This window comes from Pseudohongiella nitratireducens (assembly GCF_001642735.1).
Lineage (GTDB): Bacteria > Pseudomonadota > Gammaproteobacteria > Pseudomonadales > Pseudohongiellaceae > Pseudohongiella > Pseudohongiella nitratireducens.
In genome coordinates this window covers 90,473-116,543 of record NZ_LWHM01000016.1, presented here as the reverse complement: position 1 = coordinate 116,543, position 26,071 = coordinate 90,473, and the positions used below count along the sequence as shown (strand labels likewise).

General features: G+C 51.9%; 20 protein-coding genes. 13 read left to right on the top strand and 7 right to left on the bottom strand.

Annotated features, from left to right (window positions below; translation table 11 throughout):
* Positions 1–8: 8 nt before the first annotated feature.
* Positions 9–2,144 carry an outer membrane protein assembly factor BamB family protein gene (locus tag PSCS_RS05850; protein ID WP_082866497.1) on the bottom strand — a complete coding sequence of 712 codons (2,136 nt, stop codon included), beginning with the start codon at positions 2,142–2,144 and terminating at the stop codon, positions 9–11.
* A gap of 182 nt (positions 2,145–2,326) precedes the next feature.
* Between PSCS_RS05850 and PSCS_RS05845 the strand changes: the two genes are divergently transcribed.
* The 3 genes from PSCS_RS05845 (at position 2,327) to PSCS_RS05835 (ending at position 9,164) form a co-directional block, all read left to right on the top strand.
* Complete coding sequence (locus PSCS_RS05845) at positions 2,327–5,848, top strand: 7TM diverse intracellular signaling domain-containing protein (RefSeq protein ID WP_068810854.1); 3,522 nt, start codon at positions 2,327–2,329, stop codon at positions 5,846–5,848.
* Positions 5,849–5,913: 65 nt separating this feature from the next.
* Positions 5,914–8,196 carry an outer membrane protein assembly factor BamB family protein gene (locus PSCS_RS05840; RefSeq protein ID WP_082866499.1) on the top strand — a complete coding sequence of 761 codons (2,283 nt, stop codon included), beginning with the start codon at positions 5,914–5,916 and terminating at the stop codon, positions 8,194–8,196.
* Positions 8,197–8,336: 140 nt separating this feature from the next.
* Positions 8,337–9,164, top strand: coding sequence for an inositol monophosphatase family protein (locus PSCS_RS05835; RefSeq protein ID WP_068810852.1), 828 nt, complete (start codon positions 8,337–8,339; stop codon positions 9,162–9,164).
* Between the two features lie 43 nt (positions 9,165–9,207).
* Here PSCS_RS05835 and PSCS_RS05830 read toward each other — a convergent pair whose 3' ends face one another.
* Positions 9,208–10,122, bottom strand: a complete 915-nt coding sequence (locus PSCS_RS05830) for a LysR substrate-binding domain-containing protein (protein WP_068810851.1) — start codon at positions 10,120–10,122, stop codon at positions 9,208–9,210.
* A gap of 130 nt (positions 10,123–10,252) precedes the next feature.
* Between PSCS_RS05830 and PSCS_RS05825 the strand changes: the two genes are divergently transcribed.
* The gene (locus PSCS_RS05825) at positions 10,253–11,023 is read left to right on the top strand and encodes a ferredoxin--NADP reductase (protein WP_068810992.1); all 771 of its coding nucleotides are present in this window, start codon (positions 10,253–10,255) and stop codon (positions 11,021–11,023) included.
* A 125-nt stretch (positions 11,024–11,148) separates the two neighbouring features.
* On the opposite strand, the gene PSCS_RS05820 is transcribed toward PSCS_RS05825, so the two are convergent.
* Positions 11,149–11,745: a redoxin domain-containing protein gene (locus PSCS_RS05820; RefSeq protein ID WP_068810850.1), complete on the bottom strand. Its 597-nt coding sequence runs from the start codon at positions 11,743–11,745 to the stop codon at positions 11,149–11,151.
* Between the two features lie 393 nt (positions 11,746–12,138).
* Here PSCS_RS05820 and PSCS_RS05815 point away from each other — a divergent pair, with 393 nt between their 5' ends.
* Entirely contained in the window at positions 12,139–14,655 is a 2,517-nt protein-coding gene (locus tag PSCS_RS05815; protein ID WP_068810849.1) for an efflux RND transporter permease subunit, read from the top strand.
* Positions 14,656–14,706: 51 nt separating this feature from the next.
* Positions 14,707–15,294: an ATP-dependent Clp protease proteolytic subunit gene (locus PSCS_RS05810; protein ID WP_082866500.1), complete on the top strand. Its 588-nt coding sequence runs from the start codon at positions 14,707–14,709 to the stop codon at positions 15,292–15,294.
* Here PSCS_RS05810 and PSCS_RS05805 read toward each other — a convergent pair.
* Complete coding sequence (locus PSCS_RS05805) at positions 15,278–15,718, bottom strand: hypothetical protein (RefSeq protein ID WP_068893772.1); 441 nt, start codon at positions 15,716–15,718, stop codon at positions 15,278–15,280. The genes PSCS_RS05810 and PSCS_RS05805 overlap by 17 nt on opposite strands.
* A 227-nt stretch (positions 15,719–15,945) precedes the next feature.
* On the opposite strand from PSCS_RS05805, the gene PSCS_RS05800 reads away from it, so the two are divergent.
* The gene (locus PSCS_RS05800) at positions 15,946–16,851 is read left to right on the top strand and encodes a hydrogen peroxide-inducible genes activator (protein ID WP_068810847.1); all 906 of its coding nucleotides are present in this window, start codon (positions 15,946–15,948) and stop codon (positions 16,849–16,851) included.
* Positions 16,852–16,958: 107 nt separating this feature from the next.
* Here the strand turns inward: PSCS_RS05800 and PSCS_RS05795 are convergent, their stop codons facing one another.
* Complete coding sequence (locus tag PSCS_RS05795) at positions 16,959–19,199, bottom strand: xanthine dehydrogenase family protein molybdopterin-binding subunit (RefSeq protein ID WP_068810846.1); 2,241 nt, start codon at positions 19,197–19,199, stop codon at positions 16,959–16,961.
* The gene (locus PSCS_RS05790; RefSeq protein WP_068810845.1) at positions 19,196–19,705 is read right to left on the bottom strand and encodes a (2Fe-2S)-binding protein; all 510 of its coding nucleotides are present in this window, start codon (positions 19,703–19,705) and stop codon (positions 19,196–19,198) included. Before PSCS_RS05790 ends, PSCS_RS05795 begins: the two co-directional genes overlap by 4 nt.
* A 364-nt stretch (positions 19,706–20,069) precedes the next feature.
* On the opposite strand from PSCS_RS05790, the gene PSCS_RS05785 reads away from it, so the two are divergent.
* Together PSCS_RS05785 and PSCS_RS05780 are read left to right on the top strand one after the other, a co-directional pair.
* Positions 20,070–20,444 carry a hypothetical protein gene (locus PSCS_RS05785; protein WP_068893773.1) on the top strand — a complete coding sequence of 125 codons (375 nt, stop codon included), beginning with the start codon at positions 20,070–20,072 and terminating at the stop codon, positions 20,442–20,444.
* A gap of 85 nt (positions 20,445–20,529) precedes the next feature.
* Positions 20,530–21,366 (top strand): DUF4159 domain-containing protein, encoded by an 837-nt coding sequence (locus tag PSCS_RS05780; RefSeq protein WP_068810843.1) that lies wholly within the window; start codon positions 20,530–20,532, stop codon positions 21,364–21,366.
* 54 nt (positions 21,367–21,420) lie between these two features.
* Here PSCS_RS05780 and PSCS_RS05775 read toward each other — a convergent pair whose 3' ends face one another.
* Entirely contained in the window at positions 21,421–21,924 is a 504-nt protein-coding gene (locus PSCS_RS05775; RefSeq protein ID WP_068810842.1) for a SixA phosphatase family protein, read from the bottom strand.
* Between the two features lie 178 nt (positions 21,925–22,102).
* On the opposite strand from PSCS_RS05775, the gene PSCS_RS05770 reads away from it, so the two are divergent.
* The 4 genes from PSCS_RS05770 to PSCS_RS05755 are packed head-to-tail and all read left to right on the top strand — an operon-like array spanning position 22,103 to position 26,006.
* Positions 22,103–22,837, top strand: a complete 735-nt coding sequence (locus tag PSCS_RS05770) for a DUF481 domain-containing protein (protein WP_068810841.1) — start codon at positions 22,103–22,105, stop codon at positions 22,835–22,837.
* Between the two features lie 12 nt (positions 22,838–22,849).
* Positions 22,850–23,719: an FAD binding domain-containing protein gene (locus PSCS_RS05765; protein WP_068810840.1), complete on the top strand. Its 870-nt coding sequence runs from the start codon at positions 22,850–22,852 to the stop codon at positions 23,717–23,719.
* Positions 23,716–24,213 (top strand): (2Fe-2S)-binding protein, encoded by a 498-nt coding sequence (locus PSCS_RS05760; RefSeq protein WP_068810839.1) that lies wholly within the window; start codon positions 23,716–23,718, stop codon positions 24,211–24,213. Before PSCS_RS05765 ends, PSCS_RS05760 begins: the two co-directional genes overlap by 4 nt.
* A complete protein-coding gene (locus tag PSCS_RS05755; protein WP_068810838.1) occupies positions 24,210–26,006 on the top strand; it encodes a xanthine dehydrogenase family protein molybdopterin-binding subunit in 1,797 nt (598 codons plus the stop codon). Before PSCS_RS05760 ends, PSCS_RS05755 begins: the two co-directional genes overlap by 4 nt.
* The last annotated feature ends 65 nt before the right edge of the window (positions 26,007–26,071 follow it).

Sequence of the window (26,071 nt, the reverse complement as noted above, 5' to 3'; positions counted from 1 at the left end):
CGGACGTATCAGTTCACGGAAAATACGTAAACGGCATTGCCATCACGTGGCGGATTAAGGTCTTGAGCAACGATACGTGGCACCATTCTGGGGCTGGTGCCGCCATTGGCAGTCGTCACAGCGATATATTGTTGGCCATCAATGCTGAAGCTCAGAGGATGTCCCTGGACAGCGGTTCCAAGTCGCGTTTCCCAAAGAATTTCCCCGTTTTCGACATCAAACGCCCGGAATCGTCTGTCCAGGTCTCCGGCAAATGCAAGGTTGCCAGCTGTGGACAGTACACCAGTGATAAATGATGCCCGCTGGGTATAGGCCCAGGACTCTTCCATGGTTGCCACATTAAATGCTGCCAGTTTCCCCAGGTGTCCCTCGGTATCGGGCATTTCGTAAAAGCGTCGGTTTGATGCCAGTCCGCCCGAGCCGGGTTCAAGTGCGACTTCTCGGGCCCGGTTGTCTAGACAGGTTTGGCTCAGCGGCATGATCAACTGGTTGCTGGGCTGGTGATAGCTCATTGAGTGCCAGTTTTTACCGCCGGCACTGCTCGGACAGGCAGGTACCCACTCATCGAGCTGTGCGTTGATAATGTCATCCCGGTAAGTGACTGCGCCGGTTTCCGGATCAATATCAGTAAAGACGTTTTGAAACACGGTTTCTGCATACCCCAGGAATTCGCCTGTTTCCCGGTCGTTCTTCCACAAAATGCCATGTTTGCCTACCGACAGCACCAGTTTGCGACCGTTGTTATCAACCAGAACGCGTTCGAATACTTCATCCAGATCCAGGGCTTCGCCGGGAACGTGTTGAAAGTGCCAGACCAGTTCGCCAGTTTGCGCGTCCAGAGCCAATGTAGAGTTGGTATAGAGCCCGGCATCATGGATTGACATGTGGCGGCTCGGTGGTGCCCAGGGTTTGGCTTGCGCTACGCCCCAGTAAGTCAGATCCAGTTCCGGATCATAACTGCCGGTTATCCAGGTTTCACCGCCAGCACGATACAGGTTGTCCAGTTCCCCCCAGGTGTCACCACCAGGTTCGCCGGCCTTGGCAATTGTATTAAAGCGCCAGGCCAGTTCACCGCTCCGGGCTTCATAGGCACTGATATAGCAATCCTCAGGAATGTAGCTGGCGCAACCAGCCAGGCCGATGACAATCTTGTCGCCAGCGATCAGTGGGCCGCTCGAATTTTCAAACCCTTTGCTGCTGTCGGCAATTGCCACTTCCCAGCGTAGCTCGCCGGTTGCCGCATCAAGTGCGAGCAACCGTGCGTCGGTTGTGGCCTGGATCAGCAGGTCCTCAAACAGTGCCACATTGCGCATGTCCTCACCGGTGTCCGGACCGGCGGTGTACTCCCAGATTAGTTCACCATCACGGGCATCCAGTGCCTGAACAATATTGCCGGGATTGATAAGGTACATAATGCCGTTGTAGACCAGCGGTGCGGGCTCAGAGTCGCCCAGGTGCATGTTCCATACCCATTCCAGTTGCAGATCTGCAACATTGTCGCGATTGATCTGGTTCAGGGGGCTGTAACTCCAGGCTTGCGGGTTACCGCGCCACATCAGCCAGTTTTCCGCAGACGGATTATTCATTTCGCTTTGTGTCAGCGGTACAAAATCTGTGACTTCACCGGCGACGGTCACGCCTGTTTCAGGTTCTTCCGCCATTGCCGGGAAACTGGATGACTCAGCAGGAGCACTGGCTGGCATATCTGCAACAAGGGTGCGGGTCTCTTCGCTTAGCGGGTTATCGCCAGGCTCTATATTATTCGACTGTAACAGGAATGCTGTCACATTCAGATAATCTGACGTTGATAGCGCTTCGCCGCCGGCAGGCGGCATACTGGTGCTGATAAGCTGATAAAGTGCGTGAACATCCTGTGACTGCCAACGGTCAGCAAAGGCAGTGCCCAGCAATGCGGGGCCTGCACCACCGCCTTGCAGGTCGTCACCGTGACAGGAGGCGCATTGCGCATTATACAGGGCCGATCCCTGATCGGCCTGGTTTTGCGTATAACTGGTGACGCTGTCCGAACTGTCTTCTGAAGAGGGAGCACATGCTGCAAGTGCGGTAACCGTCGCGACACTGAGTGTGCATAAGAGGTAACGCGCGGGTTTCGATGAGTATCCGTTAGTTTTGAACATTAGCATCTGACTTACCGTTTGTTTTATTGTTGTCTTAAACTCTATATGATTCACTGGTTCGAGTATAGATGGCAGGGTATCAGACACGATAATCAGAGCCTTTGTTACGAGAAGATTCCTTGAAAGTGTTCAGTTATGAATGCATACAAACGGCATCAATGAATTTCAGTCAGCTAAGGATTTGCACAATGAAATTGGGGCTAAGGGTGGCCATTTTGCTGATGTTGCTGCACATACCTGTAGTTGCATCGGCGCTGGAATTGAACAGTTTCCCTGGCGGCGCCGTGCCAGGTGTCGAAATGGTTATACTGGATGACCCGGAAGGGGATCTGTCCTTTGCCGAGGCCAGGCAAAGGCTGCAAACATTTGGTCAGAGCTGGGTTGCCCCAGGCCAACCTAACATGGGGTATCGCCAGGGTGCGATATGGGTTCGTGTCGAACTGGAGAATCAGTTTCGCGAACAACAGCAATGGGTTGCCTACAGCCTGTTTTCACAGCTTTCCCAGGTGGATTTTTACTATCGCACGGCTGATCAGCAGTGGCAGCAAAAAACGGCCGGCAGTGCGCTGCCATTTCGTGCCCGGGATCTCACTCACCGGAGTATCAATTTTACTTTTCCTGTATATCCGGGAGAGTCGCAGCAGCTTTATTTTCGGATAACCTCTGACGGGTCACTGCAGTTCCCACTGGCTTTGGGAAACCGTGATTATTTCAGTGGCACCGCGCAACAGTCACTCTTCACTTCCGGGCTGTATTTCGGCTTGCTGGCGATGATTTGCATCTACTGCCTGGCGGTCTGGTTTAGCAGCCGTGAACCCTCGTATCTTAGTTTTGCCATGTTGATGATCAGTGGTGCCATGTACACACTGTCATCAAAGGGAATCGCGTTTCAATACCTGTGGCCTGAAAGTCCGGGCTGGGGTAATAAGGCCGCCAGTTTATTTGCTCTGATGGCAGCCTGTGCTGCTACTGATTTTTTCAGGAAATTTCTGACGCTAAACCATTTGGACCGCAGGCTGGATCAGATAGCCCGTCTTTATACCTGGCTGACCGGGGCAGCCGCAGTGCTTTGTCTGTTTATGCCTGCTTTGATTGTCAATCGTGTCTCTTTGTTGTTTGCCTTCATTGGTGTTGGTATCGCAGCGTTGTCGGGTTTGCAGGCAAGACGACAACAAACTCGGGCCGCCAATTATTTTATGTACGCCCTGGTGGTACTGCTGGCGGGTGTTTTACTGGAGATCGCGCACCGGTCCGGAGTCATTCTGCCGCCATTGCTGGCATACAATGGGCTGCAGCTGGCAAGCCTGATTGCCATCAGTGTGCTGGCGCTGGGGTTAAGTGATCGCCTCAAGAACCTGATGGAAAGCTACCGTTCCGCCCAGGAGGCTGTGTTGCTGGCCAACCAGACCAAGATCAATGCCTTGCAGGAAGCAGATAACGTCAAAGAAGAGTTCATTGCGAATGTCTCGCATGAGTTGCGAACACCATTGACAGGTATTATTGGTCTGGCAGAGATTATGCTGGCTGAAAAGGATAGTGGCTTGAATGTCACCCAGCGAGAAACCCTGACGCTAATGAAGGTTTCAGCACAACGTCTGTCCAGCCTGGTCAATGATGTTATTGATTTTTCAGCAATGAAGAATGGACAGTTAGAGTTAAAGCAACATGATGTTGATCTCCAGAATGTCTGTTCTGTTGTCGTCAGGATGACGCGTCCATTAATTGGTGAAAAACCCATCAAGCTGATTGAACGCTATCCGAATGAACGGTTACTGGTTGCCGGCGATGAAGACCGCCTGCAGCAGGTGCTGTTTAACCTGGTTGCTAATGCTGTCAAGTTTACCCCGCATGGTTCAATCACCATTTCAGTGGAAAGACTGGATGTTGATGTTCGTGTTTCGGTACGCGATACCGGTATCGGCATCTCAGATGAAGAGCAAAGTAACATCTTCAAGCGCTTTTACCAGGTTGATTCTGATGGTGCGAGGGAGGCTGGAGGCACCGGGCTCGGATTATCAATTTCCCAGCGGCTGCTTGAATTGCATGATTCCGAAATTGTTCTGCGTAGCAGACCCGGAGAAGGAGCACTGTTCTATTTCGATTTGCCCCTGAAACATCGGGCAAACCGTGATGAAGCGAAAGACATTGTGGCGGAGACAGAAGGCGAGCCGTCGTTTATCGTCCCCGAAGAGCAGCAGGCAGGCCTGGCTGAAGCTTTACAGGCAAGCGACCTGCACAAAGTTGACAGACGAAAAACACCACGGGAAGCCACGGACTCTGATCTCGATGAGGGCAGTGCCAATAGTAACAAAGGCGTGATACTGGTTGTTGACGATGAGTATCTGAATCTGCGGATTGTTGAGTCACATTTGTCGCCGCAATATGAACTGGTGACAGCACTAAGCGGAGCTGATGCGCTTGAGGTGCTGTCGACGAGAAAGCCAGATCTGATGATATTGGACTTGATGATGCCTGTAATGACCGGGTATCAGGTCTGCCAGGTGGTACGTAAACGATACGATGCCGATGAATTGCCCATCATCATGTTGACCGCAAAAAACCGGGTGGAAGACCTGGTGAAAGGGTTCAGCATGGGGGCGAATGACTATATTACCAAACCATTCAGTAAAGAAGAGCTGAAAATTCGTGTCAATAAACAGTTTGAATTGATGCAGTTGCAACAGGTAAAGCGCGATTACCTGAGGCTGAACTGGCAGCTTAAACGTTATCAGGAAAGCGAGCATAAATTACGAGAGAGGGAACAAAGGCTCGCAGCGTTGCTTGATGTAACAGGTGACCCTATTATGGCGATCGATGAAACCGGGTTGCTGATTTTTTGCAATCACGCCACTGAAGTTTTACTTGATATTGATGCCAAAGAATTTATGCAGCAGTCAGTTAACAGGCTTTCTCACCATCTGATGGAACGGTTGCCTGACCTGGCCGGAAATATTCGCTTCCCCTTCCGGGATGAAGTCCTTTCTTCTCCCGACGATCCTGCCTATCAGGATTATGAACTTGGTGAGAAACGTGGAAGGTACTGCCTGCTTACGATCAGCATGCCTGACCAGGAATTCTTCCTGTTGGTGTTTGAGGATGAGGCGACCCGACGCACTGACTCACTTGAAACTGTAGATGGTGGTAATAGTGCTGCGACTTCAAACGAAGAATCTGTCCCTTTACCGCCAGCAGCACTCAGCCTGCCCCAGATTGTCAGTGAGATTAATCGCAATGTAGAGCGTACACATAAACTCGGTGAGTACCTGGCGCATATCAAACCGGAAGATCTGCAAAATCATCGCGAACTGATTGGCGAGTTAAAACATATTGATGCTTTGATCGGAAAGCTTTCAGCTACCATTCAGGGTGATGATGACGAGTACATGGAAGAAATGTATCGGGAGGCCCTGGTAAAAGTGATGCAGGATTGTCACTTCTACTGGCAAAAAGTGACCGGAGAATCCATTATCGACCTGGCAGAGAAAAGCCGCATCTGGAGCGTCAGTGTAGATAATGGTCGCTTGCGAACACGTTCCATGAATCGGTACCTCAGCCTTGACAAGTTACCTGCAAATCCTCGTTGGCGACAGGTCGCCAGGACAGCTTATTTTGTCATTTCCAAGGTCTCTCATGATGAGGAAGCACGAAATGCCCTGGAGGCCTCTGTTGGTCGATTACAGGAACTGGTGGAAGAGCGTGCTTTGAACTAGGGAGCATAACAGTCCTCACGGACATTGAATAACTGGCAGTATGTTTGAACAGCAGGTTGGCGACTATGCAAATAATAATGACAACACGCCCGCTGCATACACTATTACTGGTATTGAGTTGTGTCGTGTCAGCCAGCAATGGTTTTGCGCAATATGGCGCCCCCGACGGCGAATGGCATACCTGGGGCGGAGATGCCGGGTTCACACGTTATTCACCCCTCAATCAAATCACTGCTACCAATGTGACAGAGCTGCAGGTTGCCTGGCGTTGGCAGGCTTTGCCTCTTGGCAACCGGCCTGATAGCAATATGAAGTCAACACCATTGATGGTTGATGGTGTACTTTATGTCCCGACCGGTGAGCACCAGGTAGTTGCTCTTGACCCCGGGTCAGGACAGGAACTTTGGCGATATACTCCTCCGCCCCACGATGCACCGCCACGCGGCTTGTCTTTAGGCAGCCGCTCATTGGCAGTCTGGCAGAGCCAGAATCAGAGACAAACCCGGATTTTTCATAATACCCTCGATGGCAGGTTGCTCTCAATTGACGCCCGGACCGGGCTGGCTGACGCTGATTTCGGAGACGGTGGTGTGATCGATCTGCGTGAAGGGTTATACCCGGATGGCAGTGATGCCGATTCGGTCGGTTCCTCATCACCTGCCGCTGTCGTTGGCGATATGGTGGTCGTTCAAGTCGTTGGCCGTATTACGGCCGCGAACACAACAGCTACGCCGGGGCACATTCGTGCCTATGATGTGCGTACTGGACAGCTGCGCTGGCGGTTCAATACGATTCCCCAGCCAGGGGAGACCGGACATGAGAGTTGGCATGGTGATGCCTGGTCTTATACAGGCAATGCTGGTGTCTGGTCGATGATGAGTGTGGATCCTGAAACCGGCTATATTTATTTGCCGGTAGAGGCTGCCTCGAATGACTTTTATGGCGGCCACCGGCCTGGCAATAACCTCTTTGCCCAGTCGCTGGTATGCCTGGATGGGCGAACCGGTGAACTGGTCTGGTATTACCAGTTGACTCACCATGGGCTCTGGGATTACGACCCGCCTTCGGCACCGATACTGGGTGATGTGACGGTCAATGGCAGACCCATCAAAACTGTAACTCAGCTCACCAAGCAGGGCTTGAGTTTTGTCTTTGACCGCGAGACCGGAGAGCCTGTCTGGCCCATTGAAGAGCGCCCTGTTCCTCAGAGCGAGGTGCCAGGTGAACTGTCATCGTTGACGCAACCTTTTCCCAGTCGTCCGGAGCCTTATCTGAGCCTGGGCTTTCACGAGGATGATTTGATTGATTTCACGCCTGCTTTACGCCAGGAGGCATTAGCGATTGCTGGACAGTACGTGACAGGGCCACTTTATACGCCACCAACACCAGTACGTGAGGGTGGCACACAGGGGACCTGGGTAAACCCGGGGTACCAGGGCGGCAGTAACTGGAACGGCGGAGCATTTGATCCTGAAACTGGCCATATGTATGTCCCGTTGCGCAAGGCTCCGATGATCGCCAGCCTGGGGGAAGCGGATGCAGCCCAGACTGACTGGCGCTATCTGCGCGGGCGCTCCATTTTCATACAGGGGCCGCAGGGGTTGCCCATCATGCGGCCACCGTGGAGTCTGGTCACTGCTACTGACATGAATCGGGGACAACATGTCTGGTCAACCAATATTGGCCCTGCTCCCGCGTCAGTGCAGTCACACCCGTCTTTGCAAGGTCTGGATCTCGACTTCGACAGCATGGGATATCCTATGATCCGGCCATCGCCCTTGCTGACCTCAGAGCTGTTGTTTTTAGCCGAAGCAGGGCACCTTAGTGGTGATCCGGGCGGTCCGATGTTTCGCGCCTATGATAAACAAAGTGGTGAAGTGGTAGCGGAGATTGAGTTACCAAGTAAAGCCAGTGGTGCCCCCATGACGTACTGGTACCAGGGGCACCAGTATATTGTTATCGCTGTGGCAACGGCAGAGCATCCTGCCGAACTGGTTGCACTGGCATTGCCATCTGCACCCCGCCACTGGTCTGCGGATCGTGAACCTGCAGTCATTGAGATAAGGAGCCAGCAACGTCAAGCTGCCACGGAACCAGAGCTATCTAGTGAAGAGGAAGAGCAGGGGCGACAGCTGTTTGCCCGGTATTGTGTGAGCTGTCATGGCGATGACGGTAATGGTGTTTCAGGAGGCACTGCGCCAGGGCTTGGTTCGCAAACAGAAGTTGAATCCGTGACTGCAATGATCAGGCGTGGCGGGGTAGAAATGCCGGCTCTGGAGTCGCAATTGACAGATGGTGAAATTGAGTTGCTGGCAGAATATGTCGTTACCAGACTGGCTGGGAGGTAACAGCCCGCCGGAAGTGCTTTGGTTAATACCCCCTGTTGTGAATCCAACTGATACCTGTCTGATCCGCCAGGCCGTTTATTGGGTGTTACTGCATGTTAGTATGGCTTCATTACCGAATCGCCAGATGCAAGGAGTGAAGTATGCAATCGGATGCCGCGGCCATACAGGAATTCAGTCAGCGCATTGCCAAAGAGGCTGGCCACCTTATGGTGGAGAGGCTTAAGGCAGGTGCTGAGTCGCTTGCAACCCGCTACAAGGCGTCAGGCAGTGAGTTGGTGACTCAGGTCGATGAAGACGTGGATGCGTTAATCAGCCTGGCGATTCAGGAGGCATTTGCCGGCCATCGTATTCTGGCTGAAGAATCCGCCCCGGATACACAAGGCCTGAGCCAGATTCAGGAGCCGTTATGGATACTTGATCCGATAGACGGTACCGTGAATTATGCCCACGACCACTCACACTCCGCTGTTTCAATTGCCTGGGCCTGCCAGGGAAAAGTGTTGAGCGCAGTTGTTTACAACCCGTTTACTGACGAAATGTTCACTGCCCTCAAAGGGCAGGGGGCTTATCTGAATGGGCGTGCGATCGAGCCCTCAGGTGTCAGCGAAATGAAGCGGGCACTGTTTGCTACTGGCTTTCCTTATCAGAAAGATAATCTGGCCCCGCTTATGGAAAGAATGTCTGTGATGCTATCGAACTGTGCGGACTTGCGAAGGGCCGGCTCCGCTGCATTGGATATTTGCTGGGTGGCGATGGGCAGGCTTGATATTTACTATGAAAATCTCAGTGTATGGGATTTCGCCGCGGCACAGTTAATTGCCCGTGAGGCCGGGGCCGTATACGGTCACTTTAAAGAGATTCCACCCGGGGTGAACCCGGAATTCCATGATCGTCATATTCTGGTTGCCAATTCCCAGGCCATGTTTGACAGGGCGCATGCCATGCTCTCGGCCTGCCCTGCCGGCTGATTCCCTAGTGATCATCCTCCGGGTACCAAGTTACCAGACTGCTTTATTCATCGGGGCCATACGTTGAAAATTGACCGGCGCCTTCTTCCTGGCAGAGTGCCAGCCAGTTTCTCAGCCCGGCACTGCGATATTTTTGCTTGTGCAGAATAAAATAAAACTGCCGTACCCAGTCACGCTGCGGGGCATAGAGCGGTAACAGGCTGCCGCGACGAAAGGCTTCCTGCAACGTGATGGTCGATAGACAGCCAATGCCCAGGCCTGCTTCAACTGCACGTTTGATGGCTTCAGTGTGTTGTAGCTCCAGTCGGACCTGAATCCTGGGTGCCAGTCCGTGCATGGCTCGCTCGAAGGCCTGGCGTGTTCCCGAACCTGCTTCACGGATAATCCATTCAGCATGCAGCAGGTCATCATCGGTCAGTGTCGGTCTGCCAGCGAGGGGGTGGTCGGGGGCGCAGAACAGGCTCAAATCGTCGTTACGCCATGGGATGACATCAAGGTTGGTATCCTGCAGTTCGCCTTCAACCAGGCCGATATCCAGTTCGAAGTTTCTTACCTTTTCCGTGATCGACGATGTGTTTTCAACCGTCAGCTCCACCCGTGAACCAGGATAGCGGCTCATAAACTCTGCCATAATAGGCACTGCCAGATAATTACCAATGGTGAGCGTGGCGCCGACTTTAATCTGGCTCGACTGGCCTCGCTGCAAGAGAAGTCCTTCAAATTCCTTCGCCTGGCTCAGCAGCGCTTCGGCATGGGGGCGGAGGCTTTTGCCAAAGTCATTCAACTGCAGTCTTTTGCCAACCCGGTCGAAAAGCTGAATCCCGAAGCGTTGCTCCAGGTCTTTCAGTGAGGCGCTGGCGGCAGACTGGGACATCGCCAGGCTGTCAGCGGCCATGGATACGTTTTCGTGAAAAGCTGTCGCCAGAAAAACTTCAAGATGCCTCAATGTGTAATGCATGCAGGAGTCCTATATCGGTTTTATCGATAATACATATTGCTTTAATTTGTTTTGCTTGTATAGAGGGCTGCGTTATGATGCCTGCCAATTCGAGATAGATGTTGAAAAACTGATTAAAAAGAGGTGTCGCATGGCCGCAATATCCAAGCAAACTGTCACCAGTGTTCATCACTGGAATGACTCACTATTCAGCTTTACTACAACGCGTGACCAGGGGCTGCGTTTTGAGAACGGACACTTTGTCATGGTTGGCCTCGAAGTCGAAGGCCGTCCGCTGATGCGAGCATACAGTATTGCCAGCGCCAATTATGAGGAAGAGCTTGAGTTCTTCAGTATCAAGGTGCCTGATGGTCCGCTGACTTCCCGTTTGCAGAACATCAAGGTCGGTGAAGAGTTGCTGGTGAGTGCCAAACCGACGGGTACACTAATCGCAGACCACCTGCTGACTGGTCGTAATCTGTACCTGGTTGGTACGGGTACAGGTCTGGCGCCCTTTATGAGCATCATTCGTGACCCTGAAACGTATGAGCGTTTTGAAAATATTGTGCTGGTACATGGTGTGCGTAAAGTCGAGGACCTGGCTTATCGTGAGTACATCACCAATGAACTGCCAAACAACGAGTTTTTCGGTGATCTGATTCAGGAAAAGCTGATTTACTACCCCACCGTTACCCGGGATGATTTTGAAAATCAGGGCCGTGTCACTGATATTCTGAAAGACGGCACCCTGGCCAAGAAGATTGGTCAGCCGCAGATTGACCCGGCACATGATCGCTTTATGCTTTGTGGCAGCCCGTCCATGCTGAAAGATATGGTTTCGATACTTGACGAGGCAGGCTTCAAAGAGTCACGTCATGGCATTCAGGCCGATTACGTTATTGAGCGAGCATTTGTTGAATAACGGGACAGCGACGAAGGTCTGTACACTGATCGACAGAAAGTTGTGTTGATCCGAGTTCAGCCAGGCAAAAAAAAGCCGCAATGTGAATTACATTGCGGCTTTTTTAATGGTTAGGTCGAGTCTGATCAGCTCAGGAAATAACCAATCAAGCAACCTTTGGCGTCAGGAATATCGCTCATGTTCACTGAGCCGCCAGCGATAATCGTATCCAGCGCATTTTTCAGGTAGTGGTTCTCTACCACTGTGCGTTGGGTTTCATAACCCAGGCCATCATTGATTGGGCCACGGAACAGCACTTCCTGGGTTCTTGGGTCAATAATGAAAGCTTCTGCTGTTCTTTCTGCCCCTAATGAGCGGCCAACAGACTGATCCGCATCTTTCAGAATAGGGAAGGTGATATTAAACTCTTCCGCTTCATTTTTGATGCGTGGAATATCATCCTGGATAAAAGAATTCAGCATCAGGAATTCGATATTCTGCTGCGAATACTCTTTTTCCAGTTTTACATATTCAGGTACCGAAAGTCGTGCAATCGGGCAGCCTGAGCCATGCGTGTAGACAACGATGTAGTCTTTATCTGCATAGTCGTCCAGCGAATGCATGTTTCCGTTTTGATCTTTAAGCTCAAATTCCTTAATGGACTTCAAGTAATCTTCAGCGTGGCTGAAAACGGACACACTTGCCAGCATGGCAAGTAAAATCAGTGACTTGAATTTCAACATAGCAAACTCCTGTGTTGCTCTCCCAAACCTTGAATGTCCTGCACCAATACGGTCAGATACGTCAGTCTGGATTTGATTGCTTTTTATCTTTGTTATAAACAGCTGCGAATATTGGCTTCTTCCTTCTTGGCTACTAATACAACAATTATCCGCAGTTATAGCAAGTCTGAGATTGTGACGAATTGTGATTGTATTGTCTGAAAGAACGCGCAATTGGCATTGTAAGTCTATGATAGTTATTGTAAATGCCAATTTGTCAGTTATCGGGCAAGTGTTCGGTTTTTCAGTCGAATAACAAGCGATATGCCGTATGACTTGCGGCTATGACATTTTTTCCACTAAAGCTGTATAGTTTCCGCATCTTTTTTCACAGATTGGGATGGTTTGAAACAGATGCTTCGATCAACTGTCGCGCGTCGTTATTCTGCGCTGGTATTTCAACGACCTTGGCTGGCTATTGCCCTGGTGGCTGTGTTGCTGGTAACGCTGGGATATTTTGCCCAGCGGTTCCGCCTGGATGTGTCAGCGGACTCGCTGCTCATGGAAGGCGACACCGAGTTGGAATACTCACGTGAGGTGAACCAGCGATACGGTGTGCGCGACTCTGTAACTGTTGCGTTTACACCGAAGAACATGGATTTGATAAGTGATCGCTCACTTACCATCATGTCTCAGATTCGTCAGGACTTGCTGGCCATGGAGCGGGTTGAATCTGTCGACAGTCTGCTCAATGTACCTTTGTTTGGTGATACACCCCTAACCGGGATTTCCGAGGATTACGACACGCTGGCTGACGAAGGTGTTGACCGTGAAGCGGCTCGGCAAGAGTTGATGAATAGCCCGGTGTTCCGCAATGCCATTATCAGTCCTGACGGCGAAACATCGGCCATGCTGGTCAGCTTTGCAGCAGATGAACGTTACACTGAACTGGTCAACCGGCGTACAGAGTTACGTAACCTGGCAGAAGAGCAGGAGCTGACCGAGGCGCAAGCCGAAGAGTTGCAGCAGGTCAGTGAGACGTATGACGAGTACAGTGTCGAATCAGCTGAGAGGCGGCACCGGGACATAGAAGAGATTCGCCAGATCCTGGCAGAGTATCAGGACGAAGTTACGCTGTATTTAGGCGGTGCACCAATGATCGCAGATGATCTGGTGACCTTTGTACAAAGCGATCTGGCGACTTTCAGTATCGGTGTATTTGCCTTTATTGTGGTCGCGCTGGGTCTGATATTCCGTCGCTTTCGCTGGGTATTTCTGCCATTGAGCTGTTGTGCTGTAGCAGGTGTGATAGTGGTGGGTATACTGGGCTTCATGGACTGGCGGGTGACGGTTGTTTCATCAAACTTCCTGTCTTTGCTGCTGATTATTACTATCTCACTGACGGTACATTTGATTGTCCGTTATCGCGAATTACGTGCTACCCGGCGTTTCAGCAGCCAGCGCAGGATCCTGCAACATGCCGTACTGGTGATGTTCAAGCCTTGCCTTTATACCGCGCTGACAACAATCGTGGCGTTCGGGTCTTTGCTTGTGAGCGGGATCAGTCCCATTATTTCCTTTGGCTGGATTATGGTCATGGGCGTTATCACCGCCTTGATCATTGTGTTCCTGCTGTTTCCAGCCTTGATGTCTTTGTTGCCGCCAGAAAAAGTACAACCTTTAAAAACCGCCAAGATCAATGTCACAAACTCTCTTGCCAAAGTCACTGAACATGCTGGGAAGGGCGTGTTTTGGGTCTTTGCGCTGATCTTTGTGCTAAGTGCTGTTGGTTTGACTCGGCTGCAGGTGGAGAACAGTTTTATTGCCTATTTCGATGAGGACACCGAGATCTACCAGGGCATGAAACTTTTCGATGAAAAGCTGGGTGGCACGCTGGCCTTTGATGTGGTGGTCCAGTTACCTGAAGATGCAGGATTTGATGACGGTTTCGATGACTTCGACGGCGGTTTCGATGATGGCTTTGATGATTTCGATGACGCTGGCGCAGATGACGGTGCGGATAACGCCTACTGGTTCACTGCGGATAAAATGAACCAGCTGCGCAATATCCACGAATACCTGGATAACAATCCGCAAACCGGTAAGGTACTTTCTTTCGGTGCTGTCGTTCAGTTAGCAGAACAGCTCAATGGCGATCAACCGGTAGACAGCTTTTTGTGGGCACTGCTGTACTCTATGTTGCCGGATTCGTTGCGAGAAACGGTGCTGACGCCCTTTGTGTCAGTAGAACACAATGAGGCTCGTTTTAATGTACGGGTGATTGAGTCTGACCCCAACCTGAACAGAAATGCCTTGATTGAAGGCATTGAAACTGGCTTGCAGGAAGAGTTCGGTTTTGCCCCGGATCAAGTGCATGTCACCGGTACGCTGGTACTGTACAACAATGTTCTGCAAAGTCTGTATCAGTCCCAGATTCTGACGCTTGGCGTGGTGCTGGGCGCGATTATGCTGATGTTCCTGCTGTTGTTCCGGTCTTTAAAGATTGCCATTATCTGTATTATCCCCAATATCATCGCGGCAGCCCTGGTGCTTGGCGTGATGGGCTGGTTAAGCATTCCGCTGGATATTATGACCATCACAATAGCCGCCATTTCCATCGGGATTGGTGTGGATAATACTATTCATTATATGCACCGCTTCCGTCGCGAGTTTCACCGGCTGGGCAACTATAAAGAGACGATGTACTACTGCCATAACAGTATTGCGCGTGCCATGTATTACACGTCACTGACTATCGTTGCCGGCTTCTCCATTCTGGTGCTGTCAAACTTTAAACCGACGATGGTGTTTGGGCTGCTGACCAGTATTGCCATGCTGGTGGCCTTGCTGGGCGCGTTGACGTTGCTGCCACGGTTGTTGATCAGCTTTCAGCCGCTGGGGAAAGAGAGTTATCCCGGCCACAACTCGTGATATTATCGCGAGCAGTTTTTTTGTAACCGAATATTGATTGGAGTTTTCACTATGACAAATGTCTTGTCCGGATCAGAACAGTCGTCTAAATCTTCGGCGAAATTTCTGGAGGAGAAACTTTTTAAATCCCGGGCGGTGACCATTTTTGGTGAAATCAACGACACCATTGCCCGAACAACCACTGAGCGCCTGCTGGCCCTGGCGGGAGAGAGTGACGAGCCGATTACCCTGTATATCAGCTCGCCGGGTGGTCATGTGGAGTCTGGTGATGTGGTTTACGACATCATCAAGTTTATCAAGCCCGTTGTACGGGTCGTGGGTACCGGCTGGGTGGCCAGCGCAGCAACGAATATCTACCTGGCCGCCAAGAAAGAGCACAGGTTTGCTTTGCCGAATACCCGCTTTCTGGTGCATCAGCCTTCCGGCGGGTCACGTGGCCGTGCTTCTGATATAAAAATACAGGCTGAACAGATTGTAAAAATGCGTGAACGTATCAATCGTCTGATTGCTGATGAAACAGGGCAACCATACGAGCGGGTCGCAAAAGACACGGACCGGGATTACTGGATGACAGTCGAGGAAGCCATTGATTATGGCATCGTCGGTAAATGCATCCGTCAGTTTAACGAACTGGGCTGATGCTGGGTTGATAGTCCACCCGAGTCAGAATCGCGCGCTGGCTCTGCGCCAGCGCGCATAACATATGGTACTCGGGCATGCAGTTAATGGGCTGCACCAGTGCCGTGTCTGGGTCTGTCAGCTGTACCAGTAAATTGGCCGAGACACCCTGGTATTCGACATTGATATAACCTTTTCCGTCTCGAATTTCTCCAACTCCAGGCGTCCAGGGTAGTGTTGCCGGCAGCACCGGTATCACCTCAAAGCTGTTTGTTGTGGCGTCCACCTCGATCATAAAGTTGAACGCTTCAATGGCCCAGTAGCCATTCCAGTCAGGCTCGTTTGCCTCCAGGGTTGAATACCCACCTCCTAAAACCACCAGGATTGAAAACACCTGAGCCAGGATCATCTTTGGTAGTGGGGCTTTGCAGGTTAACCGCTTCATACTCCTCCAGCATGCCTAGTGATACAGTCACAATGGTGACAGTTGTGAAGATAATAGTGTAATGAAATTTGTCAGCAGCAGGGAAAAAAATGCCGGAACTGAAAGGAGGGAACTGTTCCGGCGAAGAGGGATTAATTAAGTTGGTAGTAGCTTATTAGATAATGATAGATAAAATGGATTAAATGTATTAAAGTGATATTATAAATAAATCGTACTTTGGTGTTTGAATGAGCCATTTACCGACAACAAAGCAACTTCGCTACTTTGTCGCACTGGAACAGCATGGGCACTTTGGTAAAGCAGCTGAGTCCTGCTTTGTCTCCCAGCCAGCCTTCAGTGTAGCTATCAAAGAATTAGAAAATCTGCTGAATATTCAGCTGGTTGACCGAACCAATAAAAACGTCACGATAACCAGTCTGGGGCGTGATGTGGCCCGGCAGGCGCGTGTTGTACTTCGCGACCTGGAGGATTTGGTGGATATGGCCAAAGGGAATCAGGCACCACTAACCGGGCAGCTGAAGATGGGGGTTATACCTACCATTGCCCCTTTCCTGCTGCCCAGCCTTCTTCCAGCCTTGCGGGAGTCCTACCCTTCATTACGGCTGTATCTGAAAGAAGATCTGACTGAGCGGGTGTATGAACGGTTAATGGAAGGCGAACTGGATCTGATTCTGATCGCTTTGCCCTATGACCTGAGAAATGTGGCCGAAATGCCTTTGTTCGACGATCACTTTTTTCTTGCGCATCACGAGCACAGCAGATTTTCCACAGAGCAGGCAAGTTACGCCACTGAACAATTGCCCTCTGACAGCATATTGCTACTCGAGGATGGTCACTGTCTTCGTGATCACGCTTTGGCGGCATGCAATATCAAGCATGCAGATAAAGTCAGCAGCATTACTGCCACCAGTTTGCTAACACTGGTACAGATGGTTGATGCCGACCTTGGGGTGACTTTCCTGCCGGAAATGGCAATCCAGTCACCGCTGCTCAAAAATACACATATCAAGACCGAGCCACTGGAGCCTAACAGCTACCGGCAAATCGGCCTTGTCTGGCGCAAGGCCAGTACCCGACACGCAGAGTTTCAGATGCTGGGTGACTTTATTCGTAACCACTATCGTCCAGTGTGAAGCGTGGTTGAAGTGAGCTGAGTTGTCTGACGACAAGGGTATTGCCCTATTGTCGTCAGACACACACAAGCGACCTCTGGTAGGCAGTTTGCGCTATCGCACAGGCGTCAGGCCGAACGGGCGCCGTCTTCCTGTGGGGTGGGCAGAAACTGATAACGCTTTAGCGGCAATTCCCGAATACGTTGCCCGGTCAATGCGAACACAGCGTTGCTCACGGCGGCTGCAATTGGTGGCGTCGCCGGTTCACCCAGCCCACCGACAGGGGCTCCCGGGCTTTCCAGCAGAATGCTCTCAATGTCGGGGGTTTCTGACAGTCTGACCATCTCGTAGTCATGGAAATTGCTTTCCTTGACCTTACCGTCTTCGATGCTGATCTGTCCGTACAGGGCTGCGGTTAATCCATAGATAATTCCGCTTTCGACCTGGGATGCGGCGTTGTCCGGATGAACCACACGACCACAATCCAGTGCGCAAACGACTTTTTCCACTTTGACGCTGCCATCGTCACGCAATGAGATCTCAGCAACCTGAGCAACAACGCTGCCAAAACACTCCTGAAGGGCGATACCTTGGGCGCGTCCCTCGGGTAAGGGCTGTCCCCAGCCTGCCCGGTCAGCAGCTTCCTGTAATACCCTGCGATGTCTTGGTTTGTCGGCCAGCAAGGACAGCCGGAATGCCAGTGGATCCATTTGCTGTTGCCAGGCCAGTTCGTCGGTAAACGATTCCAGGAAGAATGTGTGCTGGGAATGGGCTACGCTTCGCCAGGCACCAAAAGGTACATGGGTTGGGCTTTCCACATAGCGAATGTTCTTGTTAGGCACACCGTAAGAGATATGTGCTGCTTCTGCCGGCTCATTTTTACCAATATAGATATTTTCCCAGGCGTTCAGATTGCCGTTGCTGTCGAAGCTGGCCCGGAACCGGCTGGTGACCGCCGGGCGGTAATAATCCTGTCGGGTATCTTCCTCACGGCTCCATAACGTTTGCACCGGCACATCGAACTGCATGGCAATTCGGGTTGCCTGTTCAATGGTGTTGGTGGAGGTAGGCAGGCGGCGTCCAAAGCCGCCACCAAGGTAACAGGCGTGAACACGAACCTGATTCTCATCAACCTCAGCTACGCCAGCAACCTGGCCGCGAATGCCCAGGTTATCCTGGGTGCCTGTCCATACATCAATGCCGTTATCGGTGACATGGACCGTACAGTTCATCGGCTCCATGGCGGCGTGTGCCAGGTAAGGAACGCGATAGCTGGCAGTGATCACATTGCTGGCATCACTAAGCGCGGTATCAGCGTCTCCTTCGACGACGTCATCATGACGTTCTTCATTATCCAGCGCCACCTCATAGCCAGCAAAAATTGAGTCGCTGGTCGACTGGTCATACTCTGTACCAGCAAAGCTCACATCCAGCGCCTGCACCGCCTGGCTGGCGCGCCAGTAGTTATCAGCGACTACTGCGACTGCATCTTCAAGCTCAACAACAGCCTGAATGCCACGTCTTTGCATGATGGCCGCTTTGTTATTGACTGCAGCGAGGGTGGCTCCGAACACCGGTGCGTTCAATACGGCGGCATAAAGCATGTTTTCCGGTTGCGCATCAATGCCAAACTGCGCTGTCCCATCGACTTTGGCCGGAATATCTGTCCGGGGGATTGAACGTCCCATCAGAGTAAATTGATCGGGCCGCTTCAGGACGGGGGCACGAGGTGGTTCCAGTTGAGAGGCCGTGGTAGCCAGCTCTCCGTAGCTGATGCGACGACCGCTGCCACTATGCATGACAAAACTGTTTGCAGTCTCCAGTTCGGCTGCAGGTACACCCCATTGCGCAGCAGCACTTTCTACCAGCATCTGACGAGCGGCGGCGCCTGCTGTTCTCATGCCGATTTCGCCCGTGAAGCGCACGGAACTGCTGCCCCCGGTAATTTGCATGTTCATGATCTGGGCCGCTTTCAGGGTTGCATAATCAGCCATGCGATTGAGGAAAGAGGGGATGGTCACGCCCATGGAGGTCGCGAACCCTTTAACCAGCACGCCGTTGGCAAATTGATCGTCAACTGGCGCTTGTTCAACGTTGACCAGATCCCAGTCAGCATCGAGTTCATCAGCCGCCATCATGGGCACAGAGGTTAGGACACCCTGACCCATTTCCGAATGGGGCACGTAAATGGTAACAGTATTGTCCTGGTCAATGCGCAGCCAGGTGGTCAGGAATGGGCTCTCTGGGGAACCAAACTGTTCATTGGCCTGCTGGTGTCGACTGGGGCGGGTGGCGGCGTAGCCCATCAATAAGCCTCCGCCAACGACTGTGGCGCCGACTAAAAAACCGCGTCTGCTAATGGAAGTCATACATTGTTCTCCTGCGCTGGCGTTGCCGCGGGATCGAATTGCTGAACGCCGCCAGAGCGGCGCTGTTCTTGTAAGCTGGCAATTGCGCGCTTGATACGAGGGTAGGTGCCGCAGCGGCAAATATTACTGATCGCCCTTGCCGTTTCGTCCGCAGAGCTTGAGTCGTTGTTATCCAGGTGGGCGGATACTGCCATGATCATTCCGGACTGACAGTAGCCGCACTGCGGGATCTGGTGTTCGATCCAGGCTTGCTGGACATCCGTTAAACCCTCTGCTGACAGCCCTTCAATGGTAGTAATGGATTGTCCCTGCACAGCACTTACGGGTGTGACGCAACTGCGCATGGCGTTACCGTTTACCTGCACCGTACACGCGCCGCAAGCCGCAATGCCACAACCGAACTTTGTTCCAGTTAATCCCAGTTCGTTCCGCAGTGCCCACAGAAGTGGCATATCGGATTCAATGTCGAGCCGTCTGGTTTCACCGTTGACAGTTAGCTCAATCATGACTTTTTCCTCTTTTTAAATAGTTGCCTGCCGGATAGCATAGTGATCCAGGTCAGTGCAGGCAATGGCGATACCGTGAACCGACTGTGATGATGCGACAGTTTTACTGGTATCGCCACAGTTATTGCTGTGGCAAGCTGATTTGTCGAAGTCGCTCGTCAGTTTAATTCAGGCATTCGACGTATCGAGCATTGACCTGAAAAGTGAACCGGTTCAAAGTATGCGTCTTGCATGCCGTGGTAGCGGTTAGCCAGAATAGTCAGTTGCAAAGCTGGTTGTTGCAGTCGGCGGGTTTGGTCCGTTTTGTCAGTTGAGACGGGCAGGTTCGTCATGAAAATCATAAGGAAACTGAAGAGGAATCAAAATGATAAAACGATTTGGATCGTTGATGGCAGTCACACTCGTCGCGCTACTGCTCGGAGCCTGTGCCGGTATGTCGGCCCCGCACCCTGCTGTAGGTAGCTGGCAGCTGACTATTGATACACCACTGGGTGCCATGAGCTCTGATCTGGCGGTACATGAAGACCTGACAGGTACGATGTCTTCTCAGGATCTGGGTACGGCTCCTTTGAGCCAGGTCAGCCTGGCTGACGAGAACATGCTGAGCTTTGCCGTTGAAGTTGATGCGCAAGGCACAGTCATGGTTCTGGATTTCAGCGGTGTTGTTGCTGGTGATACGCTCACAGGTAACTTCGATACAGATTTCGGTGCTATCCCTGTTACGGGTCAGCGCATGTAAATACTGTAGCAGACTGGAGCGCTAACAACGCCGCTCCAGTCTGTGTTGCTGTATTACCCTAAGGCAGGTGCCTGTGTCCCAGTCCATGAAGAAAAAACAGGGTTCAGTCAGTCTGGTTGTTTTTCTCTGGCTCTTGTCTGCCTGGCTTATGCCTTTGCAGGCCCAGCCCATTCGCGCCCTTCAACAGGGTAACGATTCCACTTCCCGCCAATCGGCTCCAGGACTTGCTGCTGGTCAGATTGTTGACGAGGTAGATCTGGCTGGCGAGTTTGCTTTTGTACGTGTGCAGTACGATTCCTATTTTCGTGGTGGTTTTGGCTATGGCCCGTGGTCTGTCGACTTTCCTGATGCGGATCGCAACTTTCTCCGCGGAGTCGCCCGACTCAGTCATGTCAGGGTAATGCCGGAGCCCATCGTGTTGCGACTGGATGATGACCAGATCTTTGAGTATCCCTTTTTGTATGCGCTGGAAGTCGGGCGTAATGGTGGCCCGTTTTTTACACCTCCCGAGATCAATAACCTGCGAGAGTATCTGTTGCGTGGTGGTTTTTTGCTGATTGATGATTTCTGGGGAACCCGGGAGTGGGAAGCTTTCGAAAACTCCATTCGTATGGTGTTTCCGGACCGGGAACTGGAGAGGCTGGCACCGGACCATGAGATATTCCGGATTTATTACGATACCCAGGGTCCGCAGATGATTCCTGCTTTAGGCAACCCCGACAATATGGCTGAGCGCGATGTCGATACAACTGCTGTCTTTGCCATACGTGATGATGACGGGCGGATTATGGTATTGATCAATTGGAATACAGATATGGGTGATGGCTGGGAGCATACTTACCACCCACGCTACCCGACCCGATACGCCAATCTTTCCTATCAGATGGGCCTGAACTATCTGATCTACTCATTAACTCACTGATAAACAGCGAGTCGCCCGCCAACAATCTTAAGCCTGGCCTGATGCCTGATCTTATCAGGTTGCTTTGTGTCGCTTCGGGTAGTCCAGGTCGATCATTTCTGCCATGGAAAATTCCAGGTTGCTCCAGCTTTCGATGGGAATCTGTAGTTCAGCAACACAGCAGGTTGGCATGTTATCGATTCGGGCAGAGGTGCAAAGGTCATTGAAAAAATCAGTCAGTGCCGGGTTGTGGCCAACCAGTAAAATACAGTCAATGTTGTCATCCTGGTGCTTTAACAGGTGCAACAGGTGGCCGCTGCTTGCCAAATAAATCTGACGTTCCATATGGATGAGGCCAGGAGGGATGGCAAGGTGTTTGGCAAAAACCTCGGCTGTGCTGACTGTGCGTAGTGCCGGGCTACAGAGGATACGCTGGGGATGGAGTTCGCGCTTAAGTAACCTTTCTGCCATCATGGGGGCGTCACTGCGTCCGCGTTCATTAAGCGGGCGGTCAATATCGCGCTGTGCCGGATCATTCCAGCTGGATTTAGCGTGTCGAACCAGAATCAACGTTTTCATACGGGCTCCTGCCGCTGTCCACTGCAGCCATTGTAACGGCTCCGGCTAAGAAAACATACCGTTAGCAACGAATACACCAGAGAAATATCGCGACACTGTTAACAGTTCCTGGCTGGACATTAGCGGATGAATTGCTCAGAATTTGCGCTTTTAAAATCAGAGACTGAGGGTTTCTTGCATGGTAAACAAGATGGGTAAATTTCTGGGAACTGCTGCCGTAGCCGCTGTGGCGTCTTTCTATGCCTCCCATGGTATGGCGCAGGACTGGGATTTGACCACACAACTGGAGTTGGGTGCGGTGTTCACATCCGGTAATACGGAAGATGAAAATATTCGTTTTAAAGGTGAATTTGATGCCGTCAGAGATGCGTGGGCCTATGCATTCTCCATGGATGGTTTCCGCTCTTCGAAAAATGATGAACTCGCTGCGCAGCGTTTATACACAGTAGCAAGCGCAACCTATAACTTTGATCCGGACAACTTCATTATGGGCCGGGTGGCGCATGAAGATGACCGTTTTAGTGGTTACGACAGCCAGTCTGATGCATCAGTGAGTTATGGTCAGGTATTACTGCGTAACAGAGAAGATATGGCCTGGCGTTACACTGTGGGTGCCGGTGTCAGGGTTTCCCGTGGTGCAACTGACAGTGGTGATGATTTCGAAGAAGGTATTCTGCGTTTGGCCACAGAGTATAATTGGGATATTTCGGACAATGCGCGCTTTATTCAGAATCTCAGTGTGGAAGCAGGTGACCGGTCAACCATAGCGCGATCGGAAACAGCGATCGAGTCAGACATTATGGAGAACCTTTCTATGAAGTTTGGCGTTAAGGTACGTCATCAAACCGAAGTCCCTGTTGCTCGCAAGAAAACCGACACAGAAACAGCAATTACATTGCTGTTACGATTCTAAATCAGAGATAAAATGGAATATCGACAGCCGCTGACATTGGCAGAAGCACTCAGGCTCTTGCGGGATGCAGTGGCTCCGGTTCGGTTGCTGGCCGGCGGTACAGACCTCATCCCTTTGATGAGAGAGGTCTCCAGCCGTCCTGCCACGCTAATAGATCTTAAGTCCATCGCTGAGCTCTCTGAACTGTCTCTGCATGCTGATGGCAGTGCAGTGATAGGCGCTGCACTGCCTGCAATAAAAGTGACTGGCAACCAGGCACTGCAGCGTCTCTGGCCGGGCGTTGTGGAGTCCATCGCAATGATGGGGTCCCGGCAAATACAGTCACGGGCTACCCTGGGGGGAAACATTTGCCATGGTTCGCCAGCGGCAGATACTGTCCCTGCTTTAATTGCGGCTGGCGCCAGGTGCAGAATCTGTAGCATTCAGGGCGAACGCATGGTGCCCGTTAATGAGGTGATTACGTCTCCGGGCAAGACCTGTTTGCGCCAAGGAGAGATCCTGGTCAGTGTGCACTTGCCGCCTCGTCCGCCACGATCAGCGGATGCTTATTTACGAATAACGCCGCGCCAAAAAATGGATGTGGCCGTTGCCGGTGTCGCAATCAATTTGATCCTTGCTGATGATAGTGTTGTTGAGCGCTGCACGGTAGCGCTAGGTGCCGTGGCGCCAGTGGCATTTGCGGTGCCGGAAGTATCAGAGATTATGACGGGTAATGTCATTGATGAGGCGATGGTGGCCAGGTTGCAGCGTGCCATCCGGCAAGCGTGTCGCCCTATTGATGATTTGCGTGGTACCGCCGAATATCGTACTCATGTTGCCGGTGTGCTGGCAGTGAGAGCTTTTAAGCAAACATTGCAGCGAGCTCTGGAGCGCAAGCCATGACGCAAAGCAGGAAGTTGTTGAAACGAAAGTTCACCCTGAATGGCCAGCCGCAGGAAGTGGATGTTGACGGCCATGAAACATTGCAACACTTGCTTCAGGAGCGTTTGCAGTTGTCAGAGTGTCGCCGTGGCTGTGATAGAGGCGACTGCGGCGTCTGTACGGTGATGCTGGATGGTCAGCCTGTTTATGCCTGTCTGGTTATGGCTGCCGAGGTTGATCAGTCCATCGTTGAAACCGCTCAGGGGCTGTCCGCTGCGAATGCCAAATATCAGCGGCTGCAGCGCGCATTTCAGGAGCATGCCCTGACACTGTGCCACCTTTGCCGGCCGGGCTTGCTAGTGTCGGCCAGTGCATTACTGGGTGAAAGACCTGCTCCATCACAGGAGCAGATAAGAGCTGCCATCTCTGGCCATCTCTGTCGTTGCAGTGGCCCTGACCAGGTGGTTCGGGCCGTCCTGGCAGCGGCAGACGGTGGCAAGGTTGAAACATCATGACCTCAACTGCTGCCACTGTAAATGCATTGATTGGTGGTGTTTTGCGCAGCCCTTTTGCGCATGCCAGGATCAGTCGGCTTGATACCTCTAAGGCCTGGGCTGTTAGTGGCGTTAAAGCCGTCGTGACAGCTGGTGATTTTCCGGACAAAAGCCAGTTGCAACAGCCGAAAAACGTTTCGGTTAATCTCAGCTATTTGCTTCAGAACCTGATAACAAAAGATAAAGTGTTTTATGAGGGACAGCCGATTGTCGCTATTGCGGCTGAGGACGAAGCAGCTTTACACGCTGCATTGTCGGCGATTGATATTGAATATGCGGTATTGCCTCATGTTATTGATGTGCAAAGAGCCATGGAGCCTGAGGCTCCCTTATTACATGAAGAGCTGTTTACCGCCGGAATTCAGCCTCCTCCCAGACAGGCGTCAAATGTCGCTGCCCGACTGGAGCGGTCGCAGGGGCAGGCAGGCCAGGGCCTGGCAAAAGCAGACATCCGGATCGCTGAGGAGTTTACAACGGAGGCTGTCTATTCCGGTGGCGTTGAACTGCCTTTCTGTGAAGTGAGACTTGAAAATCAGGGGCAGTACCGGGTGACTGGTAATGGCGGGCCACCCGAGATTTTGCGCCCGGTGCTGGCTGCCTTGCTGGATATACCTGAGTCAAAGATTGTCACTGATTCGGCCGGCGACCCAGGTGATATAGCGACCGGTAATCTGGTTAACCTGGAGCCCTTTGCAATATTGCTGGCGCAGAAAAGCCAGCAAGCAGTTGTCATGCAGACCAGTCGCGAGGATGTATTTCGCTCAACCGGAGCAATGCCTGGTAGCTACATCAGTATGCGCCTGGGTGCCGACCGCCAGGGAGCGTTGAAAGCAGCAGAGGTGGTTATTTGCATGCAGGCAGGCGCTTTCCCCGGAGCCCCTCTTCGCAAGGCCTGTGAAGGCGTGTTGGCTGCGTACCAGATACCTGAGTACCGTGTTATCGCCTATGATGTAGTCGTGAATCGACCCATGGTGACAGATTGCTCTGCTTCTGCCGTCGCGGCTGTTTCGTTTGCACTGGAAAGTTTGCTGGACGAATTGGCCAGGAAACTGGCTGTGTGTCCGATACAGCTACGACTGATCAATGCAAGATCGGAGTCGACTCAAGATGTCGTGCTGGATCGGCATAACAGTGACCTGGCGGCAGCATTGCAGGTAGTCCAGTCTCACTCCCATTATTCAGCTGCTTTAGCAGAAAATCAGGGGCGTGGCTTTGCTGCCGGCTATCTTATATGTGATCAAGGCCAGGTGGTGGCTCCCTGCACACATATCTGTGACGTTGAGGTTGATAGTGAAACCGGGCAGGTTAGGGTTTTACGTTATACAGCGGTTCAGGCAACAGTTGAAGAGTGCATATCTGTTGAAGAGTGCATATCTTCAGCCAAGGCTGACTCCCTGAACGTGGCAACCAGCAACATTGAGGCTGGTGTTTGCATTGGGCTGGGCAGAGCATTGAATGAAGCATACGTGTTTGACGAAAATGGCAGAATGATTAATGCCAGTTTCCTGGATTATCGATTGCCCCTGGCTTGCGACATGCCAGAGGTTGCCGCTGTTTTTGCTGGCGATCGCGATACACCGGGAGTTGCCGGAGAAGCGCTGACAAAGGCATCCATGCTGCCACCTTTGGCAGCGGTCGCAAATGCCATTGCTGATGCCACCAGTGCGCGTATAACATCATTACCCATGTCCCTGCCTGTCGTGCTGGCAGAGACGCAACGCCAAAAATGGAAAAAACGCCTGAGACGTCGATAAAAATCGTGACGGCTTGCCAGTTCCGTATGGACATGAGGTCTATTGCGGCTGGAAGGACAATACTG

Coding starts and splice junctions, on each gene's coding strand:
- PSCS_RS05805 (WP_068893772.1), bottom strand. CDS start 15,718: ATGAAGCGGTTAACCTGCAAAGCCCCACTACCAAAGATGATCCTGGCT.
- PSCS_RS05785 (WP_068893773.1), top strand. CDS start 20,070: ATGATAAAACGATTTGGATCGTTGATGGCAGTCACACTCGTCGCGCTA.
- PSCS_RS05815 (WP_068810849.1), top strand. CDS start 12,139: ATGCTTCGATCAACTGTCGCGCGTCGTTATTCTGCGCTGGTATTTCAA.
- PSCS_RS05830 (WP_068810851.1), bottom strand. CDS start 10,122: ATGCATTACACATTGAGGCATCTTGAAGTTTTTCTGGCGACAGCTTTT.
- PSCS_RS05820 (WP_068810850.1), bottom strand. CDS start 11,745: ATGTTGAAATTCAAGTCACTGATTTTACTTGCCATGCTGGCAAGTGTG.
- PSCS_RS05845 (WP_068810854.1), top strand. CDS start 2,327: ATGAAATTGGGGCTAAGGGTGGCCATTTTGCTGATGTTGCTGCACATA.
- PSCS_RS05825 (WP_068810992.1), top strand. CDS start 10,253: ATGGCCGCAATATCCAAGCAAACTGTCACCAGTGTTCATCACTGGAAT.
- PSCS_RS05810 (WP_082866500.1), top strand. CDS start 14,707: ATGACAAATGTCTTGTCCGGATCAGAACAGTCGTCTAAATCTTCGGCG.
- PSCS_RS05840 (WP_082866499.1), top strand. CDS start 5,914: ATGCAAATAATAATGACAACACGCCCGCTGCATACACTATTACTGGTA.
- PSCS_RS05775 (WP_068810842.1), bottom strand. CDS start 21,924: ATGAAAACGTTGATTCTGGTTCGACACGCTAAATCCAGCTGGAATGAT.
- PSCS_RS05755 (WP_068810838.1), top strand. CDS start 24,210: ATGACCTCAACTGCTGCCACTGTAAATGCATTGATTGGTGGTGTTTTG.
- PSCS_RS05835 (WP_068810852.1), top strand. CDS start 8,337: ATGCAATCGGATGCCGCGGCCATACAGGAATTCAGTCAGCGCATTGCC.
- PSCS_RS05850 (WP_082866497.1), bottom strand. CDS start 2,144: ATGCTAATGTTCAAAACTAACGGATACTCATCGAAACCCGCGCGTTAC.
- PSCS_RS05780 (WP_068810843.1), top strand. CDS start 20,530: ATGAAGAAAAAACAGGGTTCAGTCAGTCTGGTTGTTTTTCTCTGGCTC.
- PSCS_RS05800 (WP_068810847.1), top strand. CDS start 15,946: ATGAGCCATTTACCGACAACAAAGCAACTTCGCTACTTTGTCGCACTG.
- PSCS_RS05790 (WP_068810845.1), bottom strand. CDS start 19,705: ATGATTGAGCTAACTGTCAACGGTGAAACCAGACGGCTCGACATTGAA.
- PSCS_RS05795 (WP_068810846.1), bottom strand. CDS start 19,199: ATGACTTCCATTAGCAGACGCGGTTTTTTAGTCGGCGCCACAGTCGTT.
- PSCS_RS05760 (WP_068810839.1), top strand. CDS start 23,716: ATGACGCAAAGCAGGAAGTTGTTGAAACGAAAGTTCACCCTGAATGGC.
- PSCS_RS05765 (WP_068810840.1), top strand. CDS start 22,850: ATGGAATATCGACAGCCGCTGACATTGGCAGAAGCACTCAGGCTCTTG.
- PSCS_RS05770 (WP_068810841.1), top strand. CDS start 22,103: ATGGTAAACAAGATGGGTAAATTTCTGGGAACTGCTGCCGTAGCCGCT.